The organism is Chitinophaga varians, from assembly GCF_012641275.1.
GTDB classification, from domain to species: Bacteria; Bacteroidota; Bacteroidia; order Chitinophagales; family Chitinophagaceae; genus Chitinophaga; species Chitinophaga varians_A.
This window is the reverse complement of the sequence record NZ_JABAIA010000001.1, coordinates 503,172-525,519: the sequence shown is the minus strand read 5'-3', so window position 1 is coordinate 525,519 and position 22,348 is coordinate 503,172. Positions and strand designations below refer to the sequence as shown.

At 51.1% G+C, this 22,348-nt stretch carries 21 protein-coding genes; 16 read left to right on the top strand and 5 right to left on the bottom strand.

All coding sequences use genetic code 11. From position 1 onward, the window contains the following. Nucleotides 1-5 precede the first annotated feature (5 nt). From nirB to HGH92_RS02065, 6 genes are all read left to right on the top strand, one after another. A complete protein-coding gene (gene nirB / locus HGH92_RS02090) occupies nt 6-2,501 on the top strand; it encodes a nitrite reductase large subunit NirB (RefSeq protein ID WP_168869103.1) in 2,496 nt (831 codons plus the stop codon). A 23-nt stretch (nt 2,502-2,524) separates the two neighbouring features. Then, nucleotides 2,525-2,899: a nitrite reductase small subunit NirD gene (gene nirD, locus HGH92_RS02085; protein ID WP_247654810.1), complete on the top strand. Its 375-nt coding sequence runs from the start codon at nt 2,525-2,527 to the stop codon at nt 2,897-2,899. 79 nt (nt 2,900-2,978) lie between these two features. Beyond that, complete coding sequence (locus tag HGH92_RS02080) at nt 2,979-4,298, top strand: alginate export family protein (RefSeq protein WP_168869102.1); 1,320 nt, start codon at nt 2,979-2,981, stop codon at nt 4,296-4,298. A gap of 18 nt (nt 4,299-4,316) precedes the next feature. Beyond that, complete coding sequence (locus tag HGH92_RS02075; protein ID WP_211092517.1) at nt 4,317-5,606, top strand: MFS transporter; 1,290 nt, start codon at nt 4,317-4,319, stop codon at nt 5,604-5,606. A gap of 20 nt (nt 5,607-5,626) precedes the next feature. Further along, nucleotides 5,627-9,124, top strand: coding sequence for a nitrate reductase (locus HGH92_RS02070; RefSeq protein ID WP_168869101.1), 3,498 nt, complete (start codon nt 5,627-5,629; stop codon nt 9,122-9,124). Nucleotides 9,125-9,126: 2 nt separating this feature from the next. Continuing rightward, entirely contained in the window at nt 9,127-10,572 is a 1,446-nt protein-coding gene (locus HGH92_RS02065; RefSeq protein ID WP_168869100.1) for a rubredoxin, read from the top strand. A gap of 79 nt (nt 10,573-10,651) precedes the next feature. On the opposite strand, the gene HGH92_RS02060 is transcribed toward HGH92_RS02065, so the two are convergent. Continuing rightward, nucleotides 10,652-11,545 (bottom strand): alpha/beta fold hydrolase, encoded by an 894-nt coding sequence (locus HGH92_RS02060; RefSeq protein WP_168869099.1) that lies wholly within the window; start codon nt 11,543-11,545, stop codon nt 10,652-10,654. A gap of 225 nt (nt 11,546-11,770) precedes the next feature. Here HGH92_RS02060 and HGH92_RS02055 point away from each other — a divergent pair, with 225 nt between their 5' ends. Together HGH92_RS02055 and HGH92_RS02050 are read left to right on the top strand one after the other, a co-directional pair. Further along, nucleotides 11,771-12,802, top strand: coding sequence for a sensor histidine kinase (locus tag HGH92_RS02055; protein ID WP_168869098.1), 1,032 nt, complete (start codon nt 11,771-11,773; stop codon nt 12,800-12,802). Continuing rightward, complete coding sequence (locus tag HGH92_RS02050) at nt 12,799-13,503, top strand: LytR/AlgR family response regulator transcription factor (RefSeq protein ID WP_168869097.1); 705 nt, start codon at nt 12,799-12,801, stop codon at nt 13,501-13,503. Before HGH92_RS02055 ends, HGH92_RS02050 begins: the two co-directional genes overlap by 4 nt. A 57-nt stretch (nt 13,504-13,560) precedes the next feature. Here HGH92_RS02050 and HGH92_RS02045 read toward each other — a convergent pair whose 3' ends face one another. Further along, nucleotides 13,561-14,472, bottom strand: a complete 912-nt coding sequence (locus HGH92_RS02045) for a serine hydrolase (RefSeq protein WP_168869096.1) — start codon at nt 14,470-14,472, stop codon at nt 13,561-13,563. Between the two features lie 70 nt (nt 14,473-14,542). Beyond that, the gene (locus HGH92_RS02040) at nt 14,543-14,878 is read right to left on the bottom strand and encodes a hypothetical protein (RefSeq protein ID WP_168869095.1); all 336 of its coding nucleotides are present in this window, start codon (nt 14,876-14,878) and stop codon (nt 14,543-14,545) included. Between the two features lie 66 nt (nt 14,879-14,944). Between HGH92_RS02040 and HGH92_RS02035 the strand changes: the two genes are divergently transcribed. Continuing rightward, entirely contained in the window at nt 14,945-15,727 is a 783-nt protein-coding gene (locus HGH92_RS02035; RefSeq protein WP_168869094.1) for a hypothetical protein, read from the top strand. Nucleotides 15,728-15,730: 3 nt separating this feature from the next. Next, nucleotides 15,731-16,231, top strand: coding sequence for a DUF2004 domain-containing protein (locus HGH92_RS02030; protein ID WP_168869093.1), 501 nt, complete (start codon nt 15,731-15,733; stop codon nt 16,229-16,231). Here HGH92_RS02030 and HGH92_RS02025 read toward each other — a convergent pair. Next, the gene (locus tag HGH92_RS02025; protein WP_168869092.1) at nt 16,215-16,598 is read right to left on the bottom strand and encodes a winged helix-turn-helix transcriptional regulator; all 384 of its coding nucleotides are present in this window, start codon (nt 16,596-16,598) and stop codon (nt 16,215-16,217) included. The two genes, HGH92_RS02030 and HGH92_RS02025, sit on opposite strands and share 17 nt — an antisense overlap. Nucleotides 16,599-16,693: 95 nt before the next feature. Here HGH92_RS02025 and HGH92_RS02020 point away from each other — a divergent pair, with 95 nt between their 5' ends. From HGH92_RS02020 to HGH92_RS02010, 3 genes are all read left to right on the top strand, one after another. Beyond that, nucleotides 16,694-17,446, top strand: a complete 753-nt coding sequence (locus HGH92_RS02020; protein WP_168869091.1) for an SDR family NAD(P)-dependent oxidoreductase — start codon at nt 16,694-16,696, stop codon at nt 17,444-17,446. A gap of 87 nt (nt 17,447-17,533) precedes the next feature. Then, nucleotides 17,534-18,109, top strand: a complete 576-nt coding sequence (locus tag HGH92_RS02015; protein ID WP_168869090.1) for a Crp/Fnr family transcriptional regulator — start codon at nt 17,534-17,536, stop codon at nt 18,107-18,109. An 82-nt stretch (nt 18,110-18,191) separates the two neighbouring features. Next, nucleotides 18,192-18,623, top strand: a complete 432-nt coding sequence (locus tag HGH92_RS02010; protein ID WP_211092516.1) for a carboxymuconolactone decarboxylase family protein — start codon at nt 18,192-18,194, stop codon at nt 18,621-18,623. A gap of 6 nt (nt 18,624-18,629) precedes the next feature. Here HGH92_RS02010 and HGH92_RS02005 read toward each other — a convergent pair whose 3' ends face one another. Further along, complete coding sequence (locus HGH92_RS02005) at nt 18,630-19,556, bottom strand: 1-phosphofructokinase family hexose kinase (RefSeq protein ID WP_168869088.1); 927 nt, start codon at nt 19,554-19,556, stop codon at nt 18,630-18,632. A gap of 91 nt (nt 19,557-19,647) precedes the next feature. Here HGH92_RS02005 and HGH92_RS02000 point away from each other — a divergent pair, with 91 nt between their 5' ends. The 3 genes from HGH92_RS02000 to HGH92_RS01990 all read left to right on the top strand — a co-directional run bounded on the left by HGH92_RS02000 (nt 19,648) and on the right by HGH92_RS01990 (nt 22,344). Next, a complete protein-coding gene (locus HGH92_RS02000; protein WP_168869087.1) occupies nt 19,648-20,592 on the top strand; it encodes a polysaccharide deacetylase family protein in 945 nt (314 codons plus the stop codon). Between the two features lie 94 nt (nt 20,593-20,686). After that, nucleotides 20,687-21,271: an RNA polymerase sigma factor gene (locus tag HGH92_RS01995; RefSeq protein ID WP_168869086.1), complete on the top strand. Its 585-nt coding sequence runs from the start codon at nt 20,687-20,689 to the stop codon at nt 21,269-21,271. Between the two features lie 95 nt (nt 21,272-21,366). Next, nucleotides 21,367-22,344 carry a FecR family protein gene (locus HGH92_RS01990; protein ID WP_168869085.1) on the top strand — a complete coding sequence of 326 codons (978 nt, stop codon included), beginning with the start codon at nt 21,367-21,369 and terminating at the stop codon, nt 22,342-22,344. Nucleotides 22,345-22,348 lie beyond the last annotated feature (4 nt).

The window sequence follows — 22,348 nt, the reverse complement described above, 5'->3', positions numbered from 1 at the left end:
TTCCAATGAAAATCGTGGTTATTGGAAATGGCATGGTGGGCTATAAATTCTGCGAAAAGATCCTCACCAAATCCGCAAAGACGCCTGTTGAACTGGTCGTATTTGGCGAGGAGCCCCGTCCGGCCTATGATCGTGTACATCTCACCTCCTGGTTTGAAGGCTCAACAGCAGATCTTTTAATGGCTACCACCGAATGGTACGAGCAGCAGGGCATCCGGCTGCATCTGGCCGACCCGGTAATTGCCATTGACAGACAGCAGCAAACAGTACGTTCCTACAGCGGCATCGTAGAGACCTATGACTATCTCGTTCTGGCCACCGGCTCCGCAGCCTTTGTGCCGCCCATACCCGGCGTAGAAAAAAAGGGCGTCTTCCTGTACCGTACCATTGAAGACCTGGAAATGATGAAGGCCTATGCGCCACAAGCCCGCAGCGGTGCGGTAATAGGCGGTGGCCTGCTGGGCCTCGAAGCTGCCAAAGCCCTGCTGGACCTAGGCATCACTAATATTCACGTGGTCGAGTTCGCGCCGCGGCTTATGCCCCGGCAGATAGACGACAAAGGCTCTCGACTGCTACAGGAAAAACTGGGGCAGCTGGGCCTGAAAGTGCTCACCAGTAAAAATACCAGGAAAATAACCGGCGAAGAAACCGTCAGCGGCCTGCAATTTACAGACGACACGTTCCTGAAAACGGACATGCTGGTGATATCAGCCGGCATCAAGCCCCGCGATGAACTGGCCGTAGCTGCAGGACTGGCAACCGGTCCCCGTGGCGGCATTGTGGTAAATGAACAACTCCAGACGTCTGATCCGCTCATCTATGCGATCGGCGAATGTGCCCTCTATCAAAACATGATCTACGGCCTCGTAGCGCCAGGCTATGAAATGGCGGAAGTGGCAGCGTCGCATCTCTGCGGAGACAGCAAAGCCTTCACCGGTTTTGATATGAGCACGCGTCTCAAACTCATCGGCGTGGAAGTGGCCAGCTTTGGCGATCCTTTTTCACCTGCGGACAGCTGCCACAGCATTGTATTTGAAGACCGGCTCAAAGGCATTTACAAACGCATCGACGTTACACCCGACGGGCAACAGCTCCTGGGAGGCATCCTGATAGGAGAGGCCAGCGCCTATAATATGCTGCTGCAAACAGTGAAAAATAAAATGGCCCTGCCGGCAGACCCGGCATCATTGTTAGCACCGCCCGCACGGGAAGGCGCAGCTGTCAGCGCCGGTGTGGACGCGCTTCCGGACGAGGCGCTGATCTGCAGCTGTGAGAGCGTCAGCAAAGGCGCGATCTGCGAGGCGGTAACATCCGGGCACGAATCTTTCGATGATATCAAAAAATGCACAAAAGCCGGCACCTGCTGCGGAGGATGTGCACCCATGGTGAAAGACATTATCACCGCCACGCTCAAATCACAGGGTAAATACATCCGCAATGTGATCTGCGAACACTTCGCCTACTCCCGCCAGGAAATGCTGGACATCATCAGGATCAATACACTGCGCTCTTTTGATGAAGTGCTGGACCACTGCGGCCACGGCGAAGGTTGTGAAGTATGCAAGCCAGTGGTGGCTTCCATCCTGGCCAGCCTGTGGAACGATATGATCCTGGCACAGGGTAATGACACTGCCCAGGATTCTAACGACCGCTATCTGGCCAATATTCAGAAAGGCGGTACGTATTCAGTGGTGCCACGTATCCCCGGCGGGGAAATCACTCCGGAGAAACTGATCACCATCGGCATGGTGGCACAGAAATATCATCTCTACACCAAAATCACCGGTGGCCAGCGTATCGATCTTTTCGGGGCGCACCTCAGCGACCTGCCGCTTATCTGGAAGGAACTGATCGATGCAGGGTTTGAAAGCGGCCACGCCTACGGGAAAGCGCTGCGTACGGTGAAGAGCTGCGTTGGCTCTACCTGGTGCCGCTTCGGACTGCACGACAGCGTGAGTTACGCTATCCGCATAGAAGAACGGTACCGCGGCCTCCGGGCGCCGCATAAAATCAAATCTGCCGTTTCAGGCTGCATCCGCGAATGTGCGGAAGCACAGTCCAAAGACTTCGGCATTATCGCCACGGAGAAAGGCTGGAACCTCTATGTATGCGGCAACGGCGGCTCCAAACCACAACACGCGGTACTGCTGGCCGCCGACCTGGACAGCGAAACCTGCATCCGTTACATTGACCGTTTCCTGATGTTCTATATTAAAACCGCAGACCCGTTGACCCGCACGGCCACCTGGCTCAATAAACTGGACGGCGGTATCGATTACCTGCGAAACGTAGTAGTACAGGACAGCCTGGGCATCGGCGCACAGCTGGAAAGTGAGATGCAGCTGCTGGTAGACAGCTACAAGTGCGAATGGAAGGAAGTAGTGGAAAACCCGGACTTGCGTAAACGCTTTTCCCATTTTGTCAACTCACCGGAAGAGAAAGACCCTACTGTAAAATTTGAGACCCTGCGCAATCAGAAGAAAGCTGCAGAGTGGAAATAATCGCATCATTAAAATGTACTGTTATGTCTATGTCATCAACAACGATTCACTGGTTCCTGGCATGTAAAGCATCGGATGTGCCGTCTAACGGCGGCGTATGTGTGAAATATGGAGAGGAACAAATCGCCCTGTTTTATTTTGCCCGTAAAGACGAATGGTATGCCACGCAGAACCTTTGCCCGCACCGCAAACAGATGGCCCTGAGCCGCGGTATGACCGGCACGCTAAAGGATGAGCCCAAAGTGGCCTGCCCTTTTCATAAAAAAACATTCTCACTGCTTGACGGGCGCTGCCTGTCAGACGAAACAGAATGCTCACTTAACGTTTATCCGGTAAAGGTAGTAGATGGCCAGGTGTATATAGGCGTAAATGAAGAAACAGCAATGGTAACAGTATAAGTTGAAACCCGGCAGCGGGCAGGCTGGCCGGGTTTCGGATCTTATATTGATTGGCTCAAATAAAATCAACCAAAGGTACATGAAAAAATGGTTTCAAGGCGGGATCCCCTGGATACTGCCAGGGCTGCTGCTGTCGCAGCACGGCTATGGCCAGTTTACACTGGGCGCCCAGTTGCGTACCCGCACAGAACTGCGCGACGGACAGGGCGCTCCCAAACTACAGGGAACATCTCCCGCTTTCTTTACGTCCCAGCGTACCCGCCTGATGGCCGGACTGAACACTTACCGCCTGAAGCTGGGGCTAACAGTACAGGATATACGCGTCTGGGGACAGGACGCATCCACTATCAACCGCACCACCACGCCTGATAATAACGGCTTCATGCTGCATGAGGCCTGGGCCGAAGTCCTGCTGACGGACACCGTGACAAAGGACCGGCGCCTGGCGCTTAAAATAGGCCGGCAGGAACTGGTATATGACGACAGCCGTTTGCTGGGCAACCTCGACTGGCTCCAGCAGGGGCGCCGCCACGATGCCCTGCTGGTAAAATATGAAACAGCGGTATGGACCGCACATGCAGGACTGGCATTTAACCAGAATAAAGAATACGCGGCGGGAACAGTGTACAATCCGGTCCCACCCGGTAACTACCCCGCGAACACCAACGGCGGCGGTGCCTACAAAAGCCTGGAATTCGTATATGTGTCCCGGAAGTTCAGGCAAAGCAACCTTTCTTTTCTGCTGCTGGCAGACCAGTTCCCCAAATTTCATATAGACAGTACCGTTACCCCTGCCCAGAAAAAGTGGGAAGCGTCTGTACATAACCGTTATACCACCGGGCTGTATTATACCGGGCAGTACAACAACCTGTCGTGGACCGCAGCTGCCTATTACCAGGGCGGGACCAACAGCAGCGCGCAGGATGTCAGCGGTTCGTTGCTGACAGGATACCTGCAATATGGTTTCAACCGGCGTGTCAGTGCAGGTGCCGGCGCTGATTTTACCTCTCCTGATTTTGATCCGTTGTATGGTACGCCTCATAAGTTCTGGGGGTATATGGATTATTTCTATGTGGCCAGCGCTTTTGGTAATAAGGGGCTACAGGACTATTACCTCCGGGGCAAATGGAAACCCGGCAGTCGGTTCACCGCCGGCGCCGATGTGCATGAATTCTTCAGCGCAGCAGCCATTGCCGGTAACGGCAAACGGCTGGGCACAGAAGTAGATATAACGGCTACGTATACACTGACCAGTATGATTGCTTTTGAAGCCGGCTACAGCCACTTCTGGAGCACGCCTTCCCTGGCTTTGATAAAGCAGGTCAATAATGCGTCCGGTAATAACAACTGGGCTTATGTGACCGTCAATATCCATCCTGAATGGCTGATAAACAAATAACCAAATAACTAAATAATTATGCCTGCTCTAACAACACTCAATATATTCCGTATTGATTCCATACAGATGCGGACTTTCCATATCGCCTGGCTAATGTTTTTTGTTTGTTTCTTCGGGTGGTTTGGCCTGGCCCCGCTGATGCCTACCATCCGGGAAGACATGGGCCTCAGCAAGGCGCAGATTGGCAATATCATGATCGCCTCCGTGTCGGGCACTATTATCGCCCGGCTGTTGATTGGCCGCCTCTGCGACCTGTGGGGGCCGCGCAAAACGGCGGTCCGCCTGTTGGTACTGGGTTCGCTGCCCGTTTTCCTGGTGGGCCTGTCCAAAGACTATATGTCTTTTTTATTGTTTCGTTTAGCCATCAGCGTGATAGGCGGCTCTTTTGTGATCACACAGTTCCATACTTCCCTGATGTTTGCGCCCAACATCAAAGGCACGGCCAATGCCGTCGCCGGCGGTTGGGGCAACCTTGGTGGTGGCGTCACCAATATGGTGATGCCGCTGATCTTTGCCGCTATTGTCGGTTTCGGCTATACGAAAGGGGAGGCCTGGCGCTATGCGATGATACTGCCGGGGCTGATGATGCTGGGTGTGGCATGGCTGTATTACCGTTACACCAAAGATACGCCCGAAGGGAATTTTGATGAGATACAGCGGTCGGAAAAAGCGGATAGCATCGACTGGTCGGTGCTGCGTGACTGGCGCATCTGGGTGCTGACCCTGGCTTACGGGATGTGTTTTGGGATGGAGATCACTTTTGATAATGTGGCCTCTTTGCATTTTGTGGACACCTTTCATTTATCGCAGCGCAGTGCTGGTTTCTGGGCCGGCGTCTTCGGGTTTATGAACCTCTTTGCCCGTGCGCTGGGTGGCATAGCGGCGGACAAAGCCGGGGCCAAAGCGGGCATCAGAGGGAAAGGATGGCTGCTGGCAGCGATGTTGATGCTGGAAGGCACCGGTCTGCTTTTATTTGCCAGTGCAGGTTCGCTGGGGATGGCCATCGTTGCCATGCTGAGTTTTGCCTTGTTCCTGAAAATGGCCAACGGTGTCACCTACGGCATCGTGCCGTTCCTGAGTAAACGCAATGCCGGCCTGGTGAATGGAATTGTTGGCGCAGGCGGCAATATCGGCGGTATGTTGTTTGGATTTTTGTTTAAATCAGATCATATCACTTATATCGATGCTTTTAGCTACATCGGCATGACGGTGATGGCGGTAGGGGGACTGGTACTTTTTACCCGTTTCACCCCGAAAGCCGAAAGGGCCGCCGTTACAATAGAAGAAGCGCCGGTAGTTGTATCCTGATCATTATTAAAAAAGGCATTATGCAGCCTCCTCTTAAAACGACCTGTTGTTATTGCGGTGTGGGATGTGGTATACTGGTCCATAAAGACCGGCAGGGAAAACTGCAGGTGGAAGGCGACCCTGACCATCCGGTGAATAAAGGGATGTTGTGTTCCAAGGGAATGAACCTGCATTATACCGTCATGGACACGTCTGACAGGTTGTTGTACCCTGAAATGCGCTACCACCGTAACCTGCCGCGGCAGCGGGTGAGCTGGGACCAGGCGCTGGAGCGGACCGCGGCCGTGTTCGCGTCCGTCATACGGAAACATGGCCCCGACGCAGTGGCGTTCTATGCATCCGGACAATGCCTCACCGAAGAGTATTACGTTGTCAACAAATTAATAAAGGGATTTATAGGCAGCAATAACATCGACACCAATTCCCGGCTTTGTATGAGCAGTGCGGTGGCGGCCTACAAGCTGGCGCTGGGAGAAGACGCGGTGCCCGGCACTTATGAAGACATCGAAAAGGCTGATTGTATTTTGGTGGCCGGCGCTAATCCCGCGTGGTGCCATCCTATTCTCTGGCGGCGGGTAGAAGCGGCAAAGGCGGCCAACCCCGGACTGAAGATCATTGTCAGTGATCCGCGTGTCACGCAAAGCTGCAGCATCGCAGACCTTCATCTGCAAATTAACCCGGGAACAGACATCGTGTTGCATCATGCCATTGGAAGGGCATTGATCGAAAACGGCGATATCAATGCTGCTTTTATCGATGCGCATACGGAAGGATACCTGAAGTACGAAACAACGGTGATGGAACGCACCGTTGAAGAAGCAGCGGCCATCTGCGGCGTTGAGTCCACCGCTGTCTATGAAGCGGCAGAATGGATCGGCAAAGCAGGCGGCTTTATGTCCTTATGGACAATGGGATTGAACCAGAGCGCTGCCGGTACCAATAAAAACCTTAGCCTGATTAACCTGCATCTGATCACCGGGCATATCGGGAAGCCGGGCAGCGGCCCGTTCTCGCTTACCGGTCAGCCGAATGCGATGGGCGGCCGTGAAGTCGGTGGCCTGTCCAACCTGTTGCCTGCCCACCGGTTGCTGAGTGACCCGGCGCACCGCCGGGAAGTGCAGCAGTTCTGGGGTGGCACCACTATCTCGGAAAAGCCCGGCCTTACAGCCACGGAAATGTTTGACGCGCTGCACGACGGTCGCCTGAAAGCAATCTGGATCATGTGTACCAATCCGCTTATCAGTCAGCCGGACGTGCGCTTTGCGGAAGCGGCGCTGCAAAAGGCGAAGTTCGTGGTAGTGCAGGAAATTTCTTCCAAACCGGAAACGCTGCGTTATGCGGACGTAGTGCTGCCTGCTGCCGCCTGGACTGAAAAAGAAGGCACTATGACCAACGCGGAGCGCCGTATCAGTTACCTCGGTAAAATCACAGCGGCGCCCGGAGAAGCACTTCCGGACGCGGAAATCATTTGCCGTTTCGCACAGCAGATGGGCTATAAGGGCTTTGACTACGCCACAACGGAAGATATTTACAAAGAACATGTACAACTGACCGCCGGTACCAATATCGATATCAGCGGACTGAACTACGATATCCTGAAAGCGCAGCGCAGTGTGCAATGGCCTTACCACATGGGAAAAGGAACGCCGCGGCTGTTTACCGACCACCGGTTTTATACCGGCGCCGGCAAAGCGGTGATACACAGCTTTGAAGATGACCACCGGTCGGAACCGCTCACGCCCGAATGGCCGCTTATCCTCACCACGGGCCGTATCCGTGACCAGTGGCATACGATGAGCAAAACCGGTAAGGTAAACAAGCTGAAACAGCATATCGGCAGCGCCTTCCTGGAAATACACCACGAAGATGCTGCGGAGCGGAACATCACTGATGGCGACATTGTAACGGTAACGAATATTCGTGGTCAAGTGCAGGTAAAAGCCCGCGTTTGTGATACGATCAAAAAAGGCGTGGTGTTTCTGCCCATGCACTGGGGGAAAATACTACACAACGATTTACACCGGGCCAATAACCTCACCAGCAAGCGGCTTGACCCTATTTCCAAACAACCGGACTTTAAGTTTGCCGCCGTACAGGTAGCACGTTACCGGAAACCGGTACAGAAGATCGTCATCATTGGCGCCGGCGCCGCTGCCTGCGGGTTTGTGAAATCGTACCGTGAATTGAACACCACCGACGAGCTGGTGGTTTTCGGCAAAGAAGACCAGCCGTTTTACAACAGGGTGATGCTGCCGGACTATATCAGCGGCGCCCAGTCCTGGAAACAGCTGGTGAAGATGACCTACAGCGAAGAGAAAGCGACCGGCATTACTTTGCACAGGGGCGTCAGCATTGTGGATATCGACCGTTCACAAAAGACAGTAAAGGACAGTAACGGTAACGTACATACGTATGATCTGCTGATACTGGCCACTGGCAGCCGTGCCGCTACTTTGCGCCATGTGCCGGCACTGGAAGGCATCTTTACCATGCGTACCCGCTACGATGCGGACGCCTTCAAAGCCCATGTTGATCCTCAGAAAGGAAAGGTAATGATCATCGGCGGAGGGCTGCTGGGCATAGAGCTGGCGGCGTCCCTGAAAGAGATGGGGATAGCGGTAGGGCTGCTGCAACGTACTTCCCGGCTGATGGACCGGCAGCTGGACACATTGGGAGGCCAGCTGCTGTACCAGGAACTGACAGACCGGGATATCGAGATTTACTATAATGATGAGGTAGACCGTTTTTCGGGGCACGGACAGCTGGAAGGCATTCACCTGAAGAGCGGCCGCTATATTGCCTGTCAGGCTGTGGTGATGTCTATCGGCACGGTGCCCAATATCGAGCTGGCCAAAGCATTGCAGTTGCCCTGCGACCGCGGTGTGATCGTGAATGAATACCTCCAGACCGCCGATCCGGATATTTTTGCGATCGGTGAAATAGCCTCGTTCAAAGGGATGTTATACGGCATTACCGCAGCAGCGGAGCAACAGGCTGCGGTGGTGGCACGCTATCTGAACGGCGATATCGGCAGCTACTACCAGGGTTCGCTGACGATGAACATCCTCAAAATGCACGGGGCCGATTTCTGCTCACTGGGCATGGTGGAAACGCCGGATGATCCGGCTTATGAAGAAGTGGTGTTTATCGACAAAGCCAAACGTTATTACAAAAAATGTATTATTCACCAGGACAGGCTGGTAGGCGCTATCCTCATCGGCGATAAATCGGAGTTCCCCGAGTTCCGTGACCTGATACAGCAACGTATGGAGCTGTCAGACAAACGGCTGGAACTATTAGGTTCCGGCAAAAAGGGGACACCCGTTATCGGCCGGCTTATTTGTTCGTGTGGCAATGTAGGCGAGGGGAATATAGAGGAGAAAATAGCTTCCGGCTGTCATCAGTTGCAGCAGCTGTGCCAGGCTTCCGGCGCAGGAATGGGCTGTGGCAGCTGTCGTTCGGAGATCAAATCAATACTGGAAAAAAGCCTCGCTGTTCCGGTATCTGTACCGGTTTAATTATGGCCAGACAATCACATACCATACAAGTCAATTTCAGGGGCGGTATTATTCCGCCCGGCATATTGCTGGAGCTGCTTGAAATAGCGGAAGCGGCTACGGTCACGCAGGTACGCTTCGGACTGCGGCAACAGTTATTGCTGGACGTGCCATATAAGCTGTTGCCCGCTTTTAATACCGCCTGTCATGACCGTCAGATAGACCTTTCGGAGTACCCAAATATGCTGAGCACTTATCCGGCTGCCGGCATTTTTCTGCATGATACCTGGCTGGTGGAGGGAATCTATAAAGATATCTTTAACCAGTTTGATTATCTGCCGTTATTAAAGGTCAACATCTGTGACAGCAAACAAACTTTTGTCCCGCTTTTCACCGGGCATATCAACTGGATATCGTCGCACACGGCCCACTACTGGCACCTGTACCTGCGTTTGCCCGGCAGCCAGGAGCTGTTTCGCTGGCCGGAGCTGATTTATACCAACAGCATAGCGGCGGTCAGCAAAGCGGCGGAAACGCTGATGCTGCGCGGACTGGAGCCTGCTGCTGTTTTTAATGACATCAAAGCGCTGCTTTCCTATATTTTTCGTGAGAGCGATGGAGAGCCGGAGTTCCCTGCTTTCCATCTGCCCTACTACGAAGGGTTTAACAAGCAGGATAACAGCTACTGGCTGGGGATCTATCGCCGGGATGAAACGTTTCCGGTTTCCTTTTTAAAAGAAGTGTGCCGCCTTTGCATGGAAACCCGCACGGGCCAGCTATACAGCACTCCGTGGAAATCGCTGGTGATTAAAAATATTGATGCCGGTCACCGGTATTTGTGGGATTATCTGTTGGGAAAATATGCTATCAATGTGCGGCATGCCGCCAATGAACTGAACTGGCAGGTGGAAGATAACAGTGAAGACGGACTGATTATAAAACGTTACATCATCCGGCATTTTGATGTGGCGGACGTGCGTACCTACGGCCTGTGTTTCAGTGTACGGATGAAGGAGCAGACAAGCCTGTTCGGTAATATCGTGATCCGCAAAAAGGCGAGCCGTCATGGCAGCAAACTCAAATATATGCAGCGGTATGATATCCTCTATACCGCAGGTTTTAATGCCAATTCCGCTGTGCTGGCGCCTTATAGGGAAGATGTGTCCAAGGAGCAGCTGGGGCCTTATGTGGCTTCGTTATGTAAGTTGTTTTACGAACAAAGAAGTGAGACGGACATGCTGCAACATTTTGTAAAAGCGCAACAATCGCCGGTAATGAAGGCAGACACCGTGCGAAAGGTGCATCAGTGTGTGTCCTGCCTTACGGTATATGATGAAACGGCTGGCGACGAGTGGCAGGAAGTGCCTGCCGGCACATCGTTTACGGCTTTGCCTGAAGGTTACTGTTGTTCGGTGTGTGAAGCAGGGAAGGAAACTTTCAGGGAGATAGCCGTGACCGTTACAAGCTGATTTTTATGTTGCCTGGGATAAAAAACATACAGCCGTCTCCGTAAGGGGGCGGCTGTTGTTTTCAAAACAAGGTTTCCGGTTAGCGTCCCAGGAAGGTGTCTACCTGGTTGAAGAACCATTCAGGCTGATCGGTCATAATGAAATGGCGGGCATCATCTGACATCGAAATGACAGCTTGCGGGGCTTTCTGATATTGTGTGCGATAATTTCCCAGTACCATATCGCGGCCAATGCCATAGTTTTTATAGCCTATCCAGTCTGCCAGCACCAGTAGTGGGCAGGTGATCAGGTTCAGTTGCTGCCGCAGGTCGGTGGTGTACAGTTCATACATCACCTGGGCCTGGGTAGGGGAGTGGCTGCGCATGGCCATGTTCATTACTGGTATGCGGTTGATACTGTCGGTGATGAGGCTGGGCAGGACCATCAACTGGTTGGCGCGTGTTTGTTCCGGTGTCAGGGTAGCCATGGCCTTCTGCATATTGGCGGCTATTTCGCGTGTTTGTTGCGGGGTGGCGTCCGGGCCCATGGCAAATGCCGGGAAGAAAGGGCCGGCGCTCACCGCTACCACTTTACCTGGCAGGTCCGGGTATAGGATGCCCAGTTGCAGCGCTATAAAGCCGCCGAGGCTATGTCCAATGACAGTCGGTTTGTCAAGCCTGTTGTCCCGGATAAATCCTGCCAGTTCGCGGGTGATGCTTATCAGCAGGCTGTCGGACTTGATGGGAGGCTGACCGGCAAACCCTGGCAGCGTTAGGGCATAACAGGTGTAGTGGTCACGGTAATGTGCCATGGATTGCTCCCACACTTCGCCGGAGCAGTACAGGCCCGGAATAAAAATAACGACTTTGCCTTTGCCTTCTTTTTTGACGCCGAAGGAATAATGTTGTGCGGATACTTCAGGCCTGATCATCGCCAGGTACAGGCAGATGAACGTAAAAATGCGGACAGGTACGTATTTAAAGAATGGTATCATATGGAGTTGTTTTATCGGTTGATCCGGCACAAAGTGAATTATTCTGCGGGGACGATAAAAATCAATTTGACAAGAAGCTGTTTCTGACGGACGAAATATTGTTTTACGCGGATAGTGCCTGCCAGGACGCCCGGAAGCGGGGCGGAGAGGCATTTAATCCATCAGAAGACAGGTTTCGTCAATAAATGTTGTTAACTTCCCCGGACCTTGCTACTTTACCTACTTATGCGACGATTCTTTTCCACATATAAAGGAGCACATATCCTGTTTTGGCTGGCCAGCCTGTGTTTCTGGACTTATTCCACGTGTGCTACCTACCATGTGTCCGTAGGGGAGGCGCTGCGTAACAATGCTCTATACCTGTTTTTTCAGGCCATACTGGTGTATGCTATTATTTACTGGTTGATGCCACAGTATTTCTATCGCAGGCAGTACTGGCGGTTTGCGCTGACTGCCACCGGATGCTGGGCTGTGATGTCGTTGTTGATTGCGTGGCTGATGTTGTTGCTGGTCAAAGGCGATCATCCCATGGCGAAGATAAGCGGCATTTTTTCTTTTGCCATCTATACAGCGATGACCAACTTTTATGTTTGTTTTGTATTTATTGCGGCTAAAACCATCAAGGAGCGGCTGGTGGAAGAACGGCATCAACGTGAAGCGGAAAAGGAACGGACCGAAAATGAGCTGCGCTTCCTCAAATCGCAAATGAACCCGCATTTCCTGTTCAATGCTATCAACAGTATTTATGTGCTCATCCGAAAAGACCAGGAGATGGCGGCCGGTACGCTGGCCACTTTTGCGGACATGCTGCGGTACCAGTTGTATGAATGCAATACCGAAACCATTCCGATAGAAAAGGAAATAGCATATTTAAACAATTATGTGCAACTGGAGCAGCTGCGGAAGGGGAAAGCTTTACAACTGGATTACCAGGTAGGAGCGAATGTCCGTCATTTTTCCATTGCGCCGCTGCTGCTGATCCCTTTTGTGGAGAATGCGTTTAAGTATGTGTCTACCTATACTCACAAGGACAATCATATCCGGTTGAAACTGGACCACCATGACAATGATTTCCTGCTGGAAGTAGAGAACAGTGTGGAGCCGGTGACCAGCCGGCCGATGGTGAATGGCGCCGGCGGTATCGGGCTGGAAAATGTGAAACGCCGGCTGGAACTGATCTATAAAGGAAACTATGATTTACAGATCACCCCGGGTGATACTGTTTTTACTGTAAAACTGACCTTGAAAATAATATGAACCTGCGTTGTATCATTGTTGACGATGAGCCACTGGCCAGAGAAGGGCTGGAACTGTTGGTCAGGGAAACCGGCATTCTGGATTTTCTTGGCAGCTGCTGTAATGCGATGGAAGCCAGTCAGATGCTGGCACGCGAACAGGTAGACCTTATGTTTTTGGATATTGAAATGCCGCGTGTCCGTGGTATCGACTTTCTGAAAGGGCTGTCATCTCCCCCGTTGGTGATCATCACAACAGCCTATCCCAATTTTGCGCTGGAAGGTTTTGAGCTGAATGTATTGGATTACCTGGTGAAGCCCATCACACCGGAACGATTCCTGCGTGCGGTCAATCGTGCGCGTGACATGTTAACGGTCAAACATACGCCCTCGCCGGAAGCGGATTTTTTCTTTATCAAGTGCAACAACAGCTATGAGAAAATCAACTATGACGATATCCTTTATATAGAGGGTACGCAAAACTATGTAACGATCAATACACAGCAGGGTAAGTTTATGACGCTGGCCACCATGAAATCAGTGGAGGAGCAGCTGCCGGTATGCCGTTTTCTGCGCATACAGAAATCGTTTATTGTGGCGGTGAACAAGATACAGTCCTTGTCAGGCAATGAAATTACGATAGGTACCCATAAGATCCCGGTAAGCAGGATTTATAAAGATGAGCTGATGCAGCTGATAGACAGACACCTGATCAGGAAATAATTGACTTGAAACTAAAATCCCCGGCACCGGTGCCGGGGATTTTAGTTTTGAAGGGATTTAATATTTGTCCTTTCGGAAAACAGGCGTCCATTTGCTTTTGGGTTCAAAATGTTTCCAAAGCAGCGCGGAAATTTCCCGGATCATGTTGACCGCCTCATTGTCGGCTGTCCACCGTTGGTCCTGGATGTTTTTGGTGCCGATATAAAATACATAGTCCCCGTGTGGCGCATTGACCAGCACTACTTCCGAGCGGGATTCATTGACAGAGCCTGTTTTAGCGGCCGCCTGCACATATGGCGGTATCTGGGTGAGCGCCTGTTCGTCGTAGTAGCCTTTGGTCATCAGTCGGTACATCCGTTCACTGGAAGGGCGGCTGATGATTTCTCCCCGGAAGATTTTTGTCACCAGTGTCGCCATTTCACGCGGGGTGGTCTGGCCCCAGCCATATATTTTCCGGTTCTCTTCCCGGCCAGGGGTACGGGAATTTACGCGGGTGTCTTTTAAACCATATTTTTCCAGCAGGGCGTTAACGGCCGCGCCGCCGCCTGCCAGCTGCTGATTCCAGAGGGAAGTGGTGTTGTCGCTGTAAGCCATCATTAAAGCAGCAAGTATGCTGACTTCTGTTTCGGAGCTGTCTTTGAAGAATTGCATCAGGCCGGAGCCGCCGGTTTTGGCGGAGTCACGGTATATCAATGTCTGGTGGTAGCCCAGTTCTCCCTTGTCCAGTTTATCGAACAGTCCCACCAGCAGCGGGACCTTTACAATACTGGCCGTCGGAAAGATGGTGTCTGCATTGATAGCAGCCCATTCGCCTGTTGCTAACTGTTGCACATATACGCCGGCGGTGCCTTTGAACTTATCGACGATCTGCTGCAGTTCCTGTTGCAGCCGGGTATCCGGCTTTTTCTTCAGTTGGGAAAACGTAATGGCCGGCCATAGCAGCAATGCCAGCAGCGTGAATTTATGCATGGAATGATGAGATTGTACGGCAAAAAGATAGAAAGAAAAGTGGAGGAATAAAAGTACCTTTTCCCTAAGTTCAGCGCAGTCCCCATATTTCCTGTTCCAGTTTATTTCTCAGGTTGGTGAAAAATACACTGAACAACGGGATAGTTTTAGGCCATGATGCCTCCAGTGATACGAGGTATTCGGTGGGTGTTTCCTCAATAATCAGCCGGCCATCGGTAAAATCAGCGAACTTGCCCCGGTGACGGCCTACCCTGAAGGCAGCGCCCGAAAACCTGACCATATTATCTTCTATATATGCCTCGTCAGCACCTCCAAGGCGGATCTCACGTCCGTAGAGAGTTAACAATTGGTCGAGTGTAACGCCGAGTATCTGTGCCTTGATGAAATAAGTTGTAGCAACAGGCATATTTAATTCGGTATAAAGGATAAGATGAAATAATTTACATTAACGTACTCAAAATATATAAAACCTATGAAGAAATGTTTGTTTTCCTTTGTACTGAGCACCACATTTTTAGCCGTACATGCACAGGAAACTTTAGAGACAGTTACACAAAGAGGGAAAACCACCACGCAACGAATCGTCTTAGGCACCGTTGACGACGGAACTACTAAGCTTCAGTTAATGGATGGTGGCATGACGATCAACGGAGGATTGAACAACCAGGATTCCCGTCCTCCGCTGTCAGCCGGAACGGGATATGAGATCCGGGCAAGGAGCAAAGATAATCATATGCTGGATGATGGCTTTTTACGGTTGACCGCCGGTGGAGGTACTAACTTTCCCACAAAATCCTTTATTGAATTGTCTGGGTACTCCACCGTTCCTGAGATGAACCAGAATATTGTGATAGGGACAGCCGGAACAGAGCGGATACGCATCAATCCCAATGGTTACGTAGGTATCGGTACCAACAAACCCTACGCGATGTTATCTGTAGCAGGTGACATTATGGCTAAGAAAGTGAGAGTAACGCAGACCGGCTGGGCGGATTATGTATTTGACTCCTCGTATGTACTGCCATCACTTGAAGCAGTGGAAAAACATATCCGTCAATATAAACATCTCCCGGAAATACCGGCAGCAGCGACTATCCTGAAAGACGGGCTGGACCTGGGCGACATGCAGCAGCAACAAATGAAGAAGATAGAAGAGCTGACGTTATACCTGATAGAACAAAACAAGAAAATGGAACAGCTTCAGCTGCAACTGCAGCGGCAGGAAGCGCGTATTAAAGAACTCGAAAAGAAATAACACATGCAATATTCACTGCCTTACTTCGGAGAAATCAACCTGGCGCAGTTGGAAGAATACTACCAGGCAACGACTGCATCAGGCGTCAAACTTGATCTGAACTTTGAACACACCAGCGTTGATGTGAGAATGGCTGATCTTATCAAGTCGTGGTTGCAGGACATTGAACAGCTGGATAACCAGAACATATTGGCTATTCAGCATGATTTTGCCACCGGTGAAGGTGAAACACGCGATTACATCCGTTTTTATATCGAAGAACTGGAGAATGAGGAAGTGGCAGGCATCATTGGGGATGCAGGGAGTGACGAAGAAAAGTCAACTGCATTGTTACATAAGCTGAGATTAAAACGCGTAGGCTTTTATCCTGATGGTAAGTATGGTACCGCCGATTTCGCAATTTTCGATTATACCATCGATATCAATGGAAAACCCTGTGACCAGCTGCTGGTGCTGAAATGGAAAGAACCGCGGCAGCTGGCTGAAATCACATGGGAGAGTTGACCGTTGCTTCCTGTTGGGCTATCTTTCTTTGTTTATTGCCCCAGTTGCTCAGTTGACTTAAGATAGGTTCCAGTTCCCGGGCGGCATCTGTCAGTTCATATTCCACCCGGGGTGGTACTTCCGGATAAACGGTCCGTTTTACCAGGCCGTCCTGCTCCATCGTTTTGAGCTGTAATGTCAGCATACGTTCAGTGATATACGAAAATTCTTTTTTAAGCTCGCTGTAGCGCATTTTGCGTGCGGCGAGCTTATCCAGTATCAGGAGTTTCCATCTGCCGCCAAGCATGTAAATAGCGTAGGTAAGATCGCAGCCGGTGATGCATTTTTCATTGCGGCTATAGGTCGAGTTTTGTTTTCTGTTTGCCATGACGCACATATTTGTATGTACCACACAATTGATGGTATACAACATAAAATTAACAGTTGCTGTTTACTTTTACAAAGAATTTCAAAACAACAGTCATGGACCTCTATTTAAAAGGAAAAACAGCAGTAGTAACAGGTGCCAGTCAGGGCATGGGACGTGCCATCACCAAAGAACTGGCCCTTGAAGGCGTGAAAGTATTGGCCACCGGAAGAAATGAAGATTTATTGAATAGCCTGCGCGAAGAAGTAGTGGCGGCAGGGGGCGTGGGACCGGTGATATTATCGCAGGACTTTATGGCGACCAATGCGCCGCAGAAAATAGCCGCAGCGGCATTCGCAGGATTAGGGCATGTGGATATCCTGGTGAACAACGCCGGCAAAAGCGTGCCACTAGACGTCATCGGCGCGGATAAAGACTGGGATGCCTCTTTCCTGCTGCATTTTGACCGTCTGCGACAGCTGACGCAACAATTCCTTCCTCAAATGATGGAGCGCCGCGACGGTGTTATCCTCAACATCACCAGCACCTTCGAATTGCGTACCATCAATGCATCTTCGGTGGCCAAAGCGGCTGTAGTGGTATGGTCCAAACAACTGGCCGGAGAACTGGGCAAATATGGCATCCGGGTGAATAACCTGCAGCCGGGCCTGATAGATACGGAAAATATCCGTCCGTTTTTTCAGGGCGAGGAGCGTCAAAAATTTGCATCGAAAGAAATACCACTGGGCGATTTCGGGGAAACACAGGACATTGCCAATATGGCAACATTCCTGGTATCACCCCGTGCCAGGTACGTGACCGGCACCATGGTGGGAGTGGATGGTGGTCTGCGCTATAGCGCGTTTTGATGAAGGTTGTCACTGCAAAAGGCGCCTTTGCAGTGGCCTGCCGGAAGATAATGCTTTTGGCGTTTTTTGTGGTATTTTTGACCTACCATGTCCACCGTATTACAACAACACATCCGTAAGTTTGTGGATGTCAGTGATGAAGACCTGACTTCCATCCTCTCTTATTTTGAAAAAGTTGCATTGACCAAGAAGGTCAACCTGCTGGAAGAAGGCAAAGTCTGCAAGTATGACTATTTTGTAGAGAAAGGCTGCCTGCGGTTGTTTTTTGTCAATAACAAAGGCGTGGAAAAAACAATCCAGTTTGCCATTGAAAACTGGTGGATGGCGGACTATACTTCGCTGCAATTGCAAACACCTTCTGAATTCTATATACAGGCTGTGGAAAAATCCGAAGTGCTGGCCATCAGTGTCGCCAACCGTGAAACAATGCTGGCGCTTCATCCCAAGATGGAACGTTATTTCCGGCTAGTACATCAGAAAGCGCATGCTGCTGCACAGTACCGCACCCGCTACCTGGGAGATTATTCCAAGGAACAGCTCTATCTTCATTTCAGCCGTAATTTCCCGGAGTTCGTGCAACGGGTGCCGCAGCACCTGCTGGCTTCCTACCTGGGCCTCACCCCCGAATATCTCAGCGAACTAAGGGCCAGACGTATTTCTTAATCCAGCTTAAGTTTTTCCGGTAGCCGGCGTTGTAGTTTTGTGCTGTACTAAAAAAATAACAGCCATGAGTCAACGTCTCCATATGAAAAGATTAATCCCGGAAGGATATAAAGCCATTCTCGCCATGGATACTTTCCTGGCCCACAGCCCGCTGAAAGAATCCCACAAAGACCTGATCGATATACGCACAGCGCAAATCAATGGTTGCACCTATTGTATGGACATACACAACCGTACGGCGTTACAGCACGGAGAAAGCAGCCAGCGGCTGTTTGTGCTGAGCGGCTGGCGGGAAGCCGGCCTCTTTACGGACGAAGAAAAAGTGGTGCTGGCCATGACGGAAGAAATCACGCTGGTCCACCGGCATGGACTGAGCGATGAAACGTATCAACTGGCCTTGCAGTATTTTGATGAGACCTACATCTCCTATCTGATCATGGCCATCATCTCTATTAATGCTTTAACGAGGGTAGGGGTGAGCACACGTATGGAAGTGGTGAAGGTCAATAGTTAAGGCGGTTTAGCCCATGCTACGGAACAACACATCTGCATCTTCCTGTTTGCAGAGCGTGGTGCCGGGGTGCATCGTAGCGGCAGTGCCGCAAGCCACACCATATTTTACTGCCTGTAATATATCTTCGCCGGCCGCCAGTTTGGTGACAATACCAGCCACCATGCTGTCGCCGGCACCTACGGTACTGAGCCGCTTTACAACAGGCGCCTGTATGCGATGCACCTTTTTTCTCTCTACCAGCATAGCGCCGGCTGCGCCCAGGGATACTACGAGGAACTCACACCCTTCCTGATCAAGCACCTGCTGTGCTGCATGCACGACCTCTTCCCCTGTCAGCTTGTCTTTACCTGTCAAAGCAGCCAGTTCTCCCAGGTTAGGTTTCAGAAAATACACGCCGCTATTGGCAGCCAGCTTCAGAGGCTCTCCTGATGTGTCTACCACGAAGGCAGCGCCATTTTGTTGCGCGATACGCCCTGCCACACTGAAGGCATTGGCAGGCACGCCAGGTGGCAGACTGCCGCTCGCCACCACAAATGCGGCATCCCGGGTGAGCGCCTCGAGGCGTAACTGGAAATGCTGCCATTCCTCCTGCGTTACCTGCGGCCCTGGCATATCCAGCAGGAACTGTTCTTTAGTGGAGTTATTGTATAGGATAAGGTTCTCCCGGGTGATACCGGCAATAGGTATCCTGATAGATGCCACCAGCTCCGCTTCCAGCAGGTCATGAAAGAATGCCCCGGTATGCCCGCCTGCCAGGTATACCGCTGTGGCCGTCCCTCCCAGTTTTACGATCGCCCTTGCCACGTTAACACCGCCTCCTCCCGGCTGGAAGACCGGTACAGAACATTTCAGTTTCTTATCCGGCAGCAGCGCCGGTACAACGGTGCTTTTGTCCAGCGCCGGATTAAAGGTGATAGTGACGATTCGTTTCATACGTCCTTAACTTTTACTGAATTTTCAAACAGATGTACAAATTTATGCGTTTTTAGCGGACGACATTTGTGTAGTCAAACAGTTCAATTGTATGAGCAATCGCAGAACATTTATCAAACAGGCCAGCGCCACCGGCGCACTCAGCGTTTTACCCTTTACGCAACTTTTTTCTGACAGCCCAAAAACAAAAATCATGAATAATCCTACTCACTGGGCCGATGGTTCCCGGCTGGTGGTCTCCGTGTCCATGCAGTTTGAAGCCGGTGGCCAGCCGGACAATGCAGAAAGCCCTTTCCCGCAAAATATGCAGCAAGGTTTCCGTGACCTGCCTGCCGCTACCTGGTACCAGTACGGCTACAAGGAAGGTATTCCCAGAATGCTGGACAACTGGGACAAACTGGGCATTAAAGTGACTTCCCACATGGTGGGCACAGCAGTGCTCAATCATCCGGAACTGGCGAAGGAGATCGTTCGCCGCGGCCATGAAGCAGCAGCGCACGGGATGAACTGGAGTTCGCAGTACAACCTTTCTTATGAGGAAGAGAAAAAGTTTATCAAAGACGGTGCAGACGCCGTGAAACAGGTAACGGGCGTAATGCCCGTAGGATATAACGCCAACTGGTTACGGAGAGGAGAAAATACCCTGAAGATATTACAGGAACTGGGTTTTATTTATCATATTGATGACCTGAGCAGAGATGAACCTTTTGTGATACAGGTCAACCGGAAAGATTTTGCCGTAGTGCCCTACACCCTGCGCTGCAATGATATCCTGTTGATAGAAGGGAAAAATTTCTCTGCCGGCCAGTTTGTTGAACAGGTGAAGATGGAGTTCGACCAGCTGTACCTGGAAAGTGCGCAACGCCGCAGACAAATGTCCATCAGTTTTCATGACCGCATCGGCGGTACGCCACAGATGGTGAAAGCCGCACATGACATCATCCGTTATATACAAGACCACAAGGGCGTGAGCTTCAAACGTAAAGATGATATTGCAAAAATGATTTTACAGGATAAAACGGCGGTGAGGGAATAGTCCCTCTTCCGCCGCAGGTGCCACTGATAAAGGAAACAATGTCTTAACAATTATTTTATATGCGATCTTACCGGCTGCTGATTACTTTTGACATATGGCTATTGAAAAGGAAGGACTTCCGGATGAAGGGCTGCTGGTAGAAAGGCTGCGTCAGGGCGATGAAAAAGCTTTCCGTGCGCTGTATGATTTCTATTGGGAGAAGCAGTACGACCTCGCTTATTACAAGCTGGGCGAGAAAACATTGGCGGAAGAGATCACCCAGGAAGTGTTTGTGGCCCTGTGGATACAGCGCGAAGCGCTGGACCCCGGAAAGCCTGTGGGCGCCTGGTTATATGGCGTTGCCAAAAACAGGATACTCAATACCTACCGTAAACAGTTGTCCCACCACAAATACCTGCAACATGCCCCCCTGCAGGAAATTACCCATAACACGACAGAACAATTATCTTTTAATGAGCTGAATGCCGCCGTACAGCAAAGGATCAATGAACTGCCCGACAAATGCCGGGAAGTGTTTACCATGAGCCGTATACAGGGCTTCAATACGCAGCAGATCGCTGAAATGCTGAACATCTCCCCCAAAACTGTCAACAACCACCTCGTAAAAGCACTCCGCATAATGCGGGTGAACCTGAAAGACTATATCGCGCTGTTGGTCCTCTTGTCTATCCGCAGGTAACATTAATTTAACGTAGCACTGCGTAGGTGTAAGTCCCCACTTGCGGTAAGTATGATTGACACCGGCCATCAGCCGGTGTTGTAATTACTACTTCCATGCAGGACAGGAATGAATTAAACAGGCTTATAGATAATTATCTCAACGGAAAAGCCACACCGGAAGAAACCATCTGGCTTAATAACTGGTTTGAACAGCTGCATACGCCCGGTAAAGACCAGGACGTTAATCGCCGTGAACTGGGACAGCGCATTTTTGAGGCCGTGCAGGTACAGCTGGATATGGCCGCGCCGCAGGAAGAAACGCTGACTGTTCGCCGTAGCTCACGCGTGGTACGGTGGCGTATTGCCGCTTCCGTTATTTCAGCCGCGCTGGTGGCCGGCGGTGGCTGGTGGTACCAGTCGGCCGTGAAAACACGCAAGCCGCTCGCCAAAATGCTGGACCTGCGCACACAAGGCGGACAGATGACCAAGATCACGCTGACAGACAGTTCTGTGGTATGGCTCAATGCCAACAGCCACCTGCGGTACCCGGAAGCATTTGCTGATGACCGCACGGTATATCTTCAGGGAGAAGCATATTTCGACATCCATCCTGATCCCGGACATCCTTTTATTATCGAAAGTGGCGGCTACAGGACCAAAGTACTGGGCACCGCTTTCAGTATCCACGCACATGCGGCACCACAAATATACAAGGTGACCGTAGCCTCCGGAAAGGTGGCGGTGTTTAAATCGGCCGACAGCAGCCGTATCGCATACCTCACCGCTGACCAGGAGCTGCGCATCAATGAAGATGCCGGCACCCAACAGGTAAGGACCGTACACGCACAAACGAAAATGTCCTGGAAAGAAGGAAGCCTTACCTTTGAAAAAGACTTCCTGTCGGAAGTGGTGATATCCCTTCAAAGCCGCTATGGCGTGACGTTCGCCTTCAAAAAGACACAGCTGAAAAATATGGAGATCAGCGGCATTTTTGATCATTCCCAATCACTCAACGATATCCTGAAAATATTAAGTAAAGTATACGGCCTGCACTTCAGCCGGCAGGCAAACGGTATTATACATATTTCCTGATCAT

What these genes read in the sequence shown, in the direction of transcription:
- HGH92_RS02075 (WP_211092517.1), top strand. Translation starts at nt 4,317, where the DNA reads ATGCCTGCTCTAACAACACTCAATATATTCCGTATTGATTCCATACAG.
- HGH92_RS02035 (WP_168869094.1), top strand. Translation starts at nt 14,945, where the DNA reads ATGAAGAAATGTTTGTTTTCCTTTGTACTGAGCACCACATTTTTAGCC.
- HGH92_RS02015 (WP_168869090.1), top strand. Translation starts at nt 17,534, where the DNA reads ATGTCCACCGTATTACAACAACACATCCGTAAGTTTGTGGATGTCAGT.
- nirD (WP_247654810.1), top strand. Translation starts at nt 2,525, where the DNA reads ATGTCTATGTCATCAACAACGATTCACTGGTTCCTGGCATGTAAAGCA.
- HGH92_RS02045 (WP_168869096.1), bottom strand. Translation starts at nt 14,472, where the DNA reads ATGCATAAATTCACGCTGCTGGCATTGCTGCTATGGCCGGCCATTACG.
- HGH92_RS02020 (WP_168869091.1), top strand. Translation starts at nt 16,694, where the DNA reads ATGGACCTCTATTTAAAAGGAAAAACAGCAGTAGTAACAGGTGCCAGT.
- HGH92_RS02000 (WP_168869087.1), top strand. Translation starts at nt 19,648, where the DNA reads ATGAGCAATCGCAGAACATTTATCAAACAGGCCAGCGCCACCGGCGCA.
- HGH92_RS02080 (WP_168869102.1), top strand. Translation starts at nt 2,979, where the DNA reads ATGAAAAAATGGTTTCAAGGCGGGATCCCCTGGATACTGCCAGGGCTG.
- HGH92_RS02005 (WP_168869088.1), bottom strand. Translation starts at nt 19,556, where the DNA reads ATGAAACGAATCGTCACTATCACCTTTAATCCGGCGCTGGACAAAAGC.
- HGH92_RS02065 (WP_168869100.1), top strand. Translation starts at nt 9,127, where the DNA reads ATGGCCAGACAATCACATACCATACAAGTCAATTTCAGGGGCGGTATT.
- HGH92_RS02010 (WP_211092516.1), top strand. Translation starts at nt 18,192, where the DNA reads ATGAAAAGATTAATCCCGGAAGGATATAAAGCCATTCTCGCCATGGAT.
- HGH92_RS02060 (WP_168869099.1), bottom strand. Translation starts at nt 11,545, where the DNA reads ATGATACCATTCTTTAAATACGTACCTGTCCGCATTTTTACGTTCATC.
- HGH92_RS02055 (WP_168869098.1), top strand. Translation starts at nt 11,771, where the DNA reads ATGCGACGATTCTTTTCCACATATAAAGGAGCACATATCCTGTTTTGG.
- HGH92_RS02030 (WP_168869093.1), top strand. Translation starts at nt 15,731, where the DNA reads ATGCAATATTCACTGCCTTACTTCGGAGAAATCAACCTGGCGCAGTTG.
- HGH92_RS02050 (WP_168869097.1), top strand. Translation starts at nt 12,799, where the DNA reads ATGAACCTGCGTTGTATCATTGTTGACGATGAGCCACTGGCCAGAGAA.
- HGH92_RS02040 (WP_168869095.1), bottom strand. Translation starts at nt 14,878, where the DNA reads ATGCCTGTTGCTACAACTTATTTCATCAAGGCACAGATACTCGGCGTT.
- HGH92_RS02025 (WP_168869092.1), bottom strand. Translation starts at nt 16,598, where the DNA reads ATGGCAAACAGAAAACAAAACTCGACCTATAGCCGCAATGAAAAATGC.
- nirB (WP_168869103.1), top strand. Translation starts at nt 6, where the DNA reads ATGAAAATCGTGGTTATTGGAAATGGCATGGTGGGCTATAAATTCTGC.
- HGH92_RS01990 (WP_168869085.1), top strand. Translation starts at nt 21,367, where the DNA reads ATGCAGGACAGGAATGAATTAAACAGGCTTATAGATAATTATCTCAAC.
- HGH92_RS01995 (WP_168869086.1), top strand. Translation starts at nt 20,687, where the DNA reads ATGGCTATTGAAAAGGAAGGACTTCCGGATGAAGGGCTGCTGGTAGAA.
- HGH92_RS02070 (WP_168869101.1), top strand. Translation starts at nt 5,627, where the DNA reads ATGCAGCCTCCTCTTAAAACGACCTGTTGTTATTGCGGTGTGGGATGT.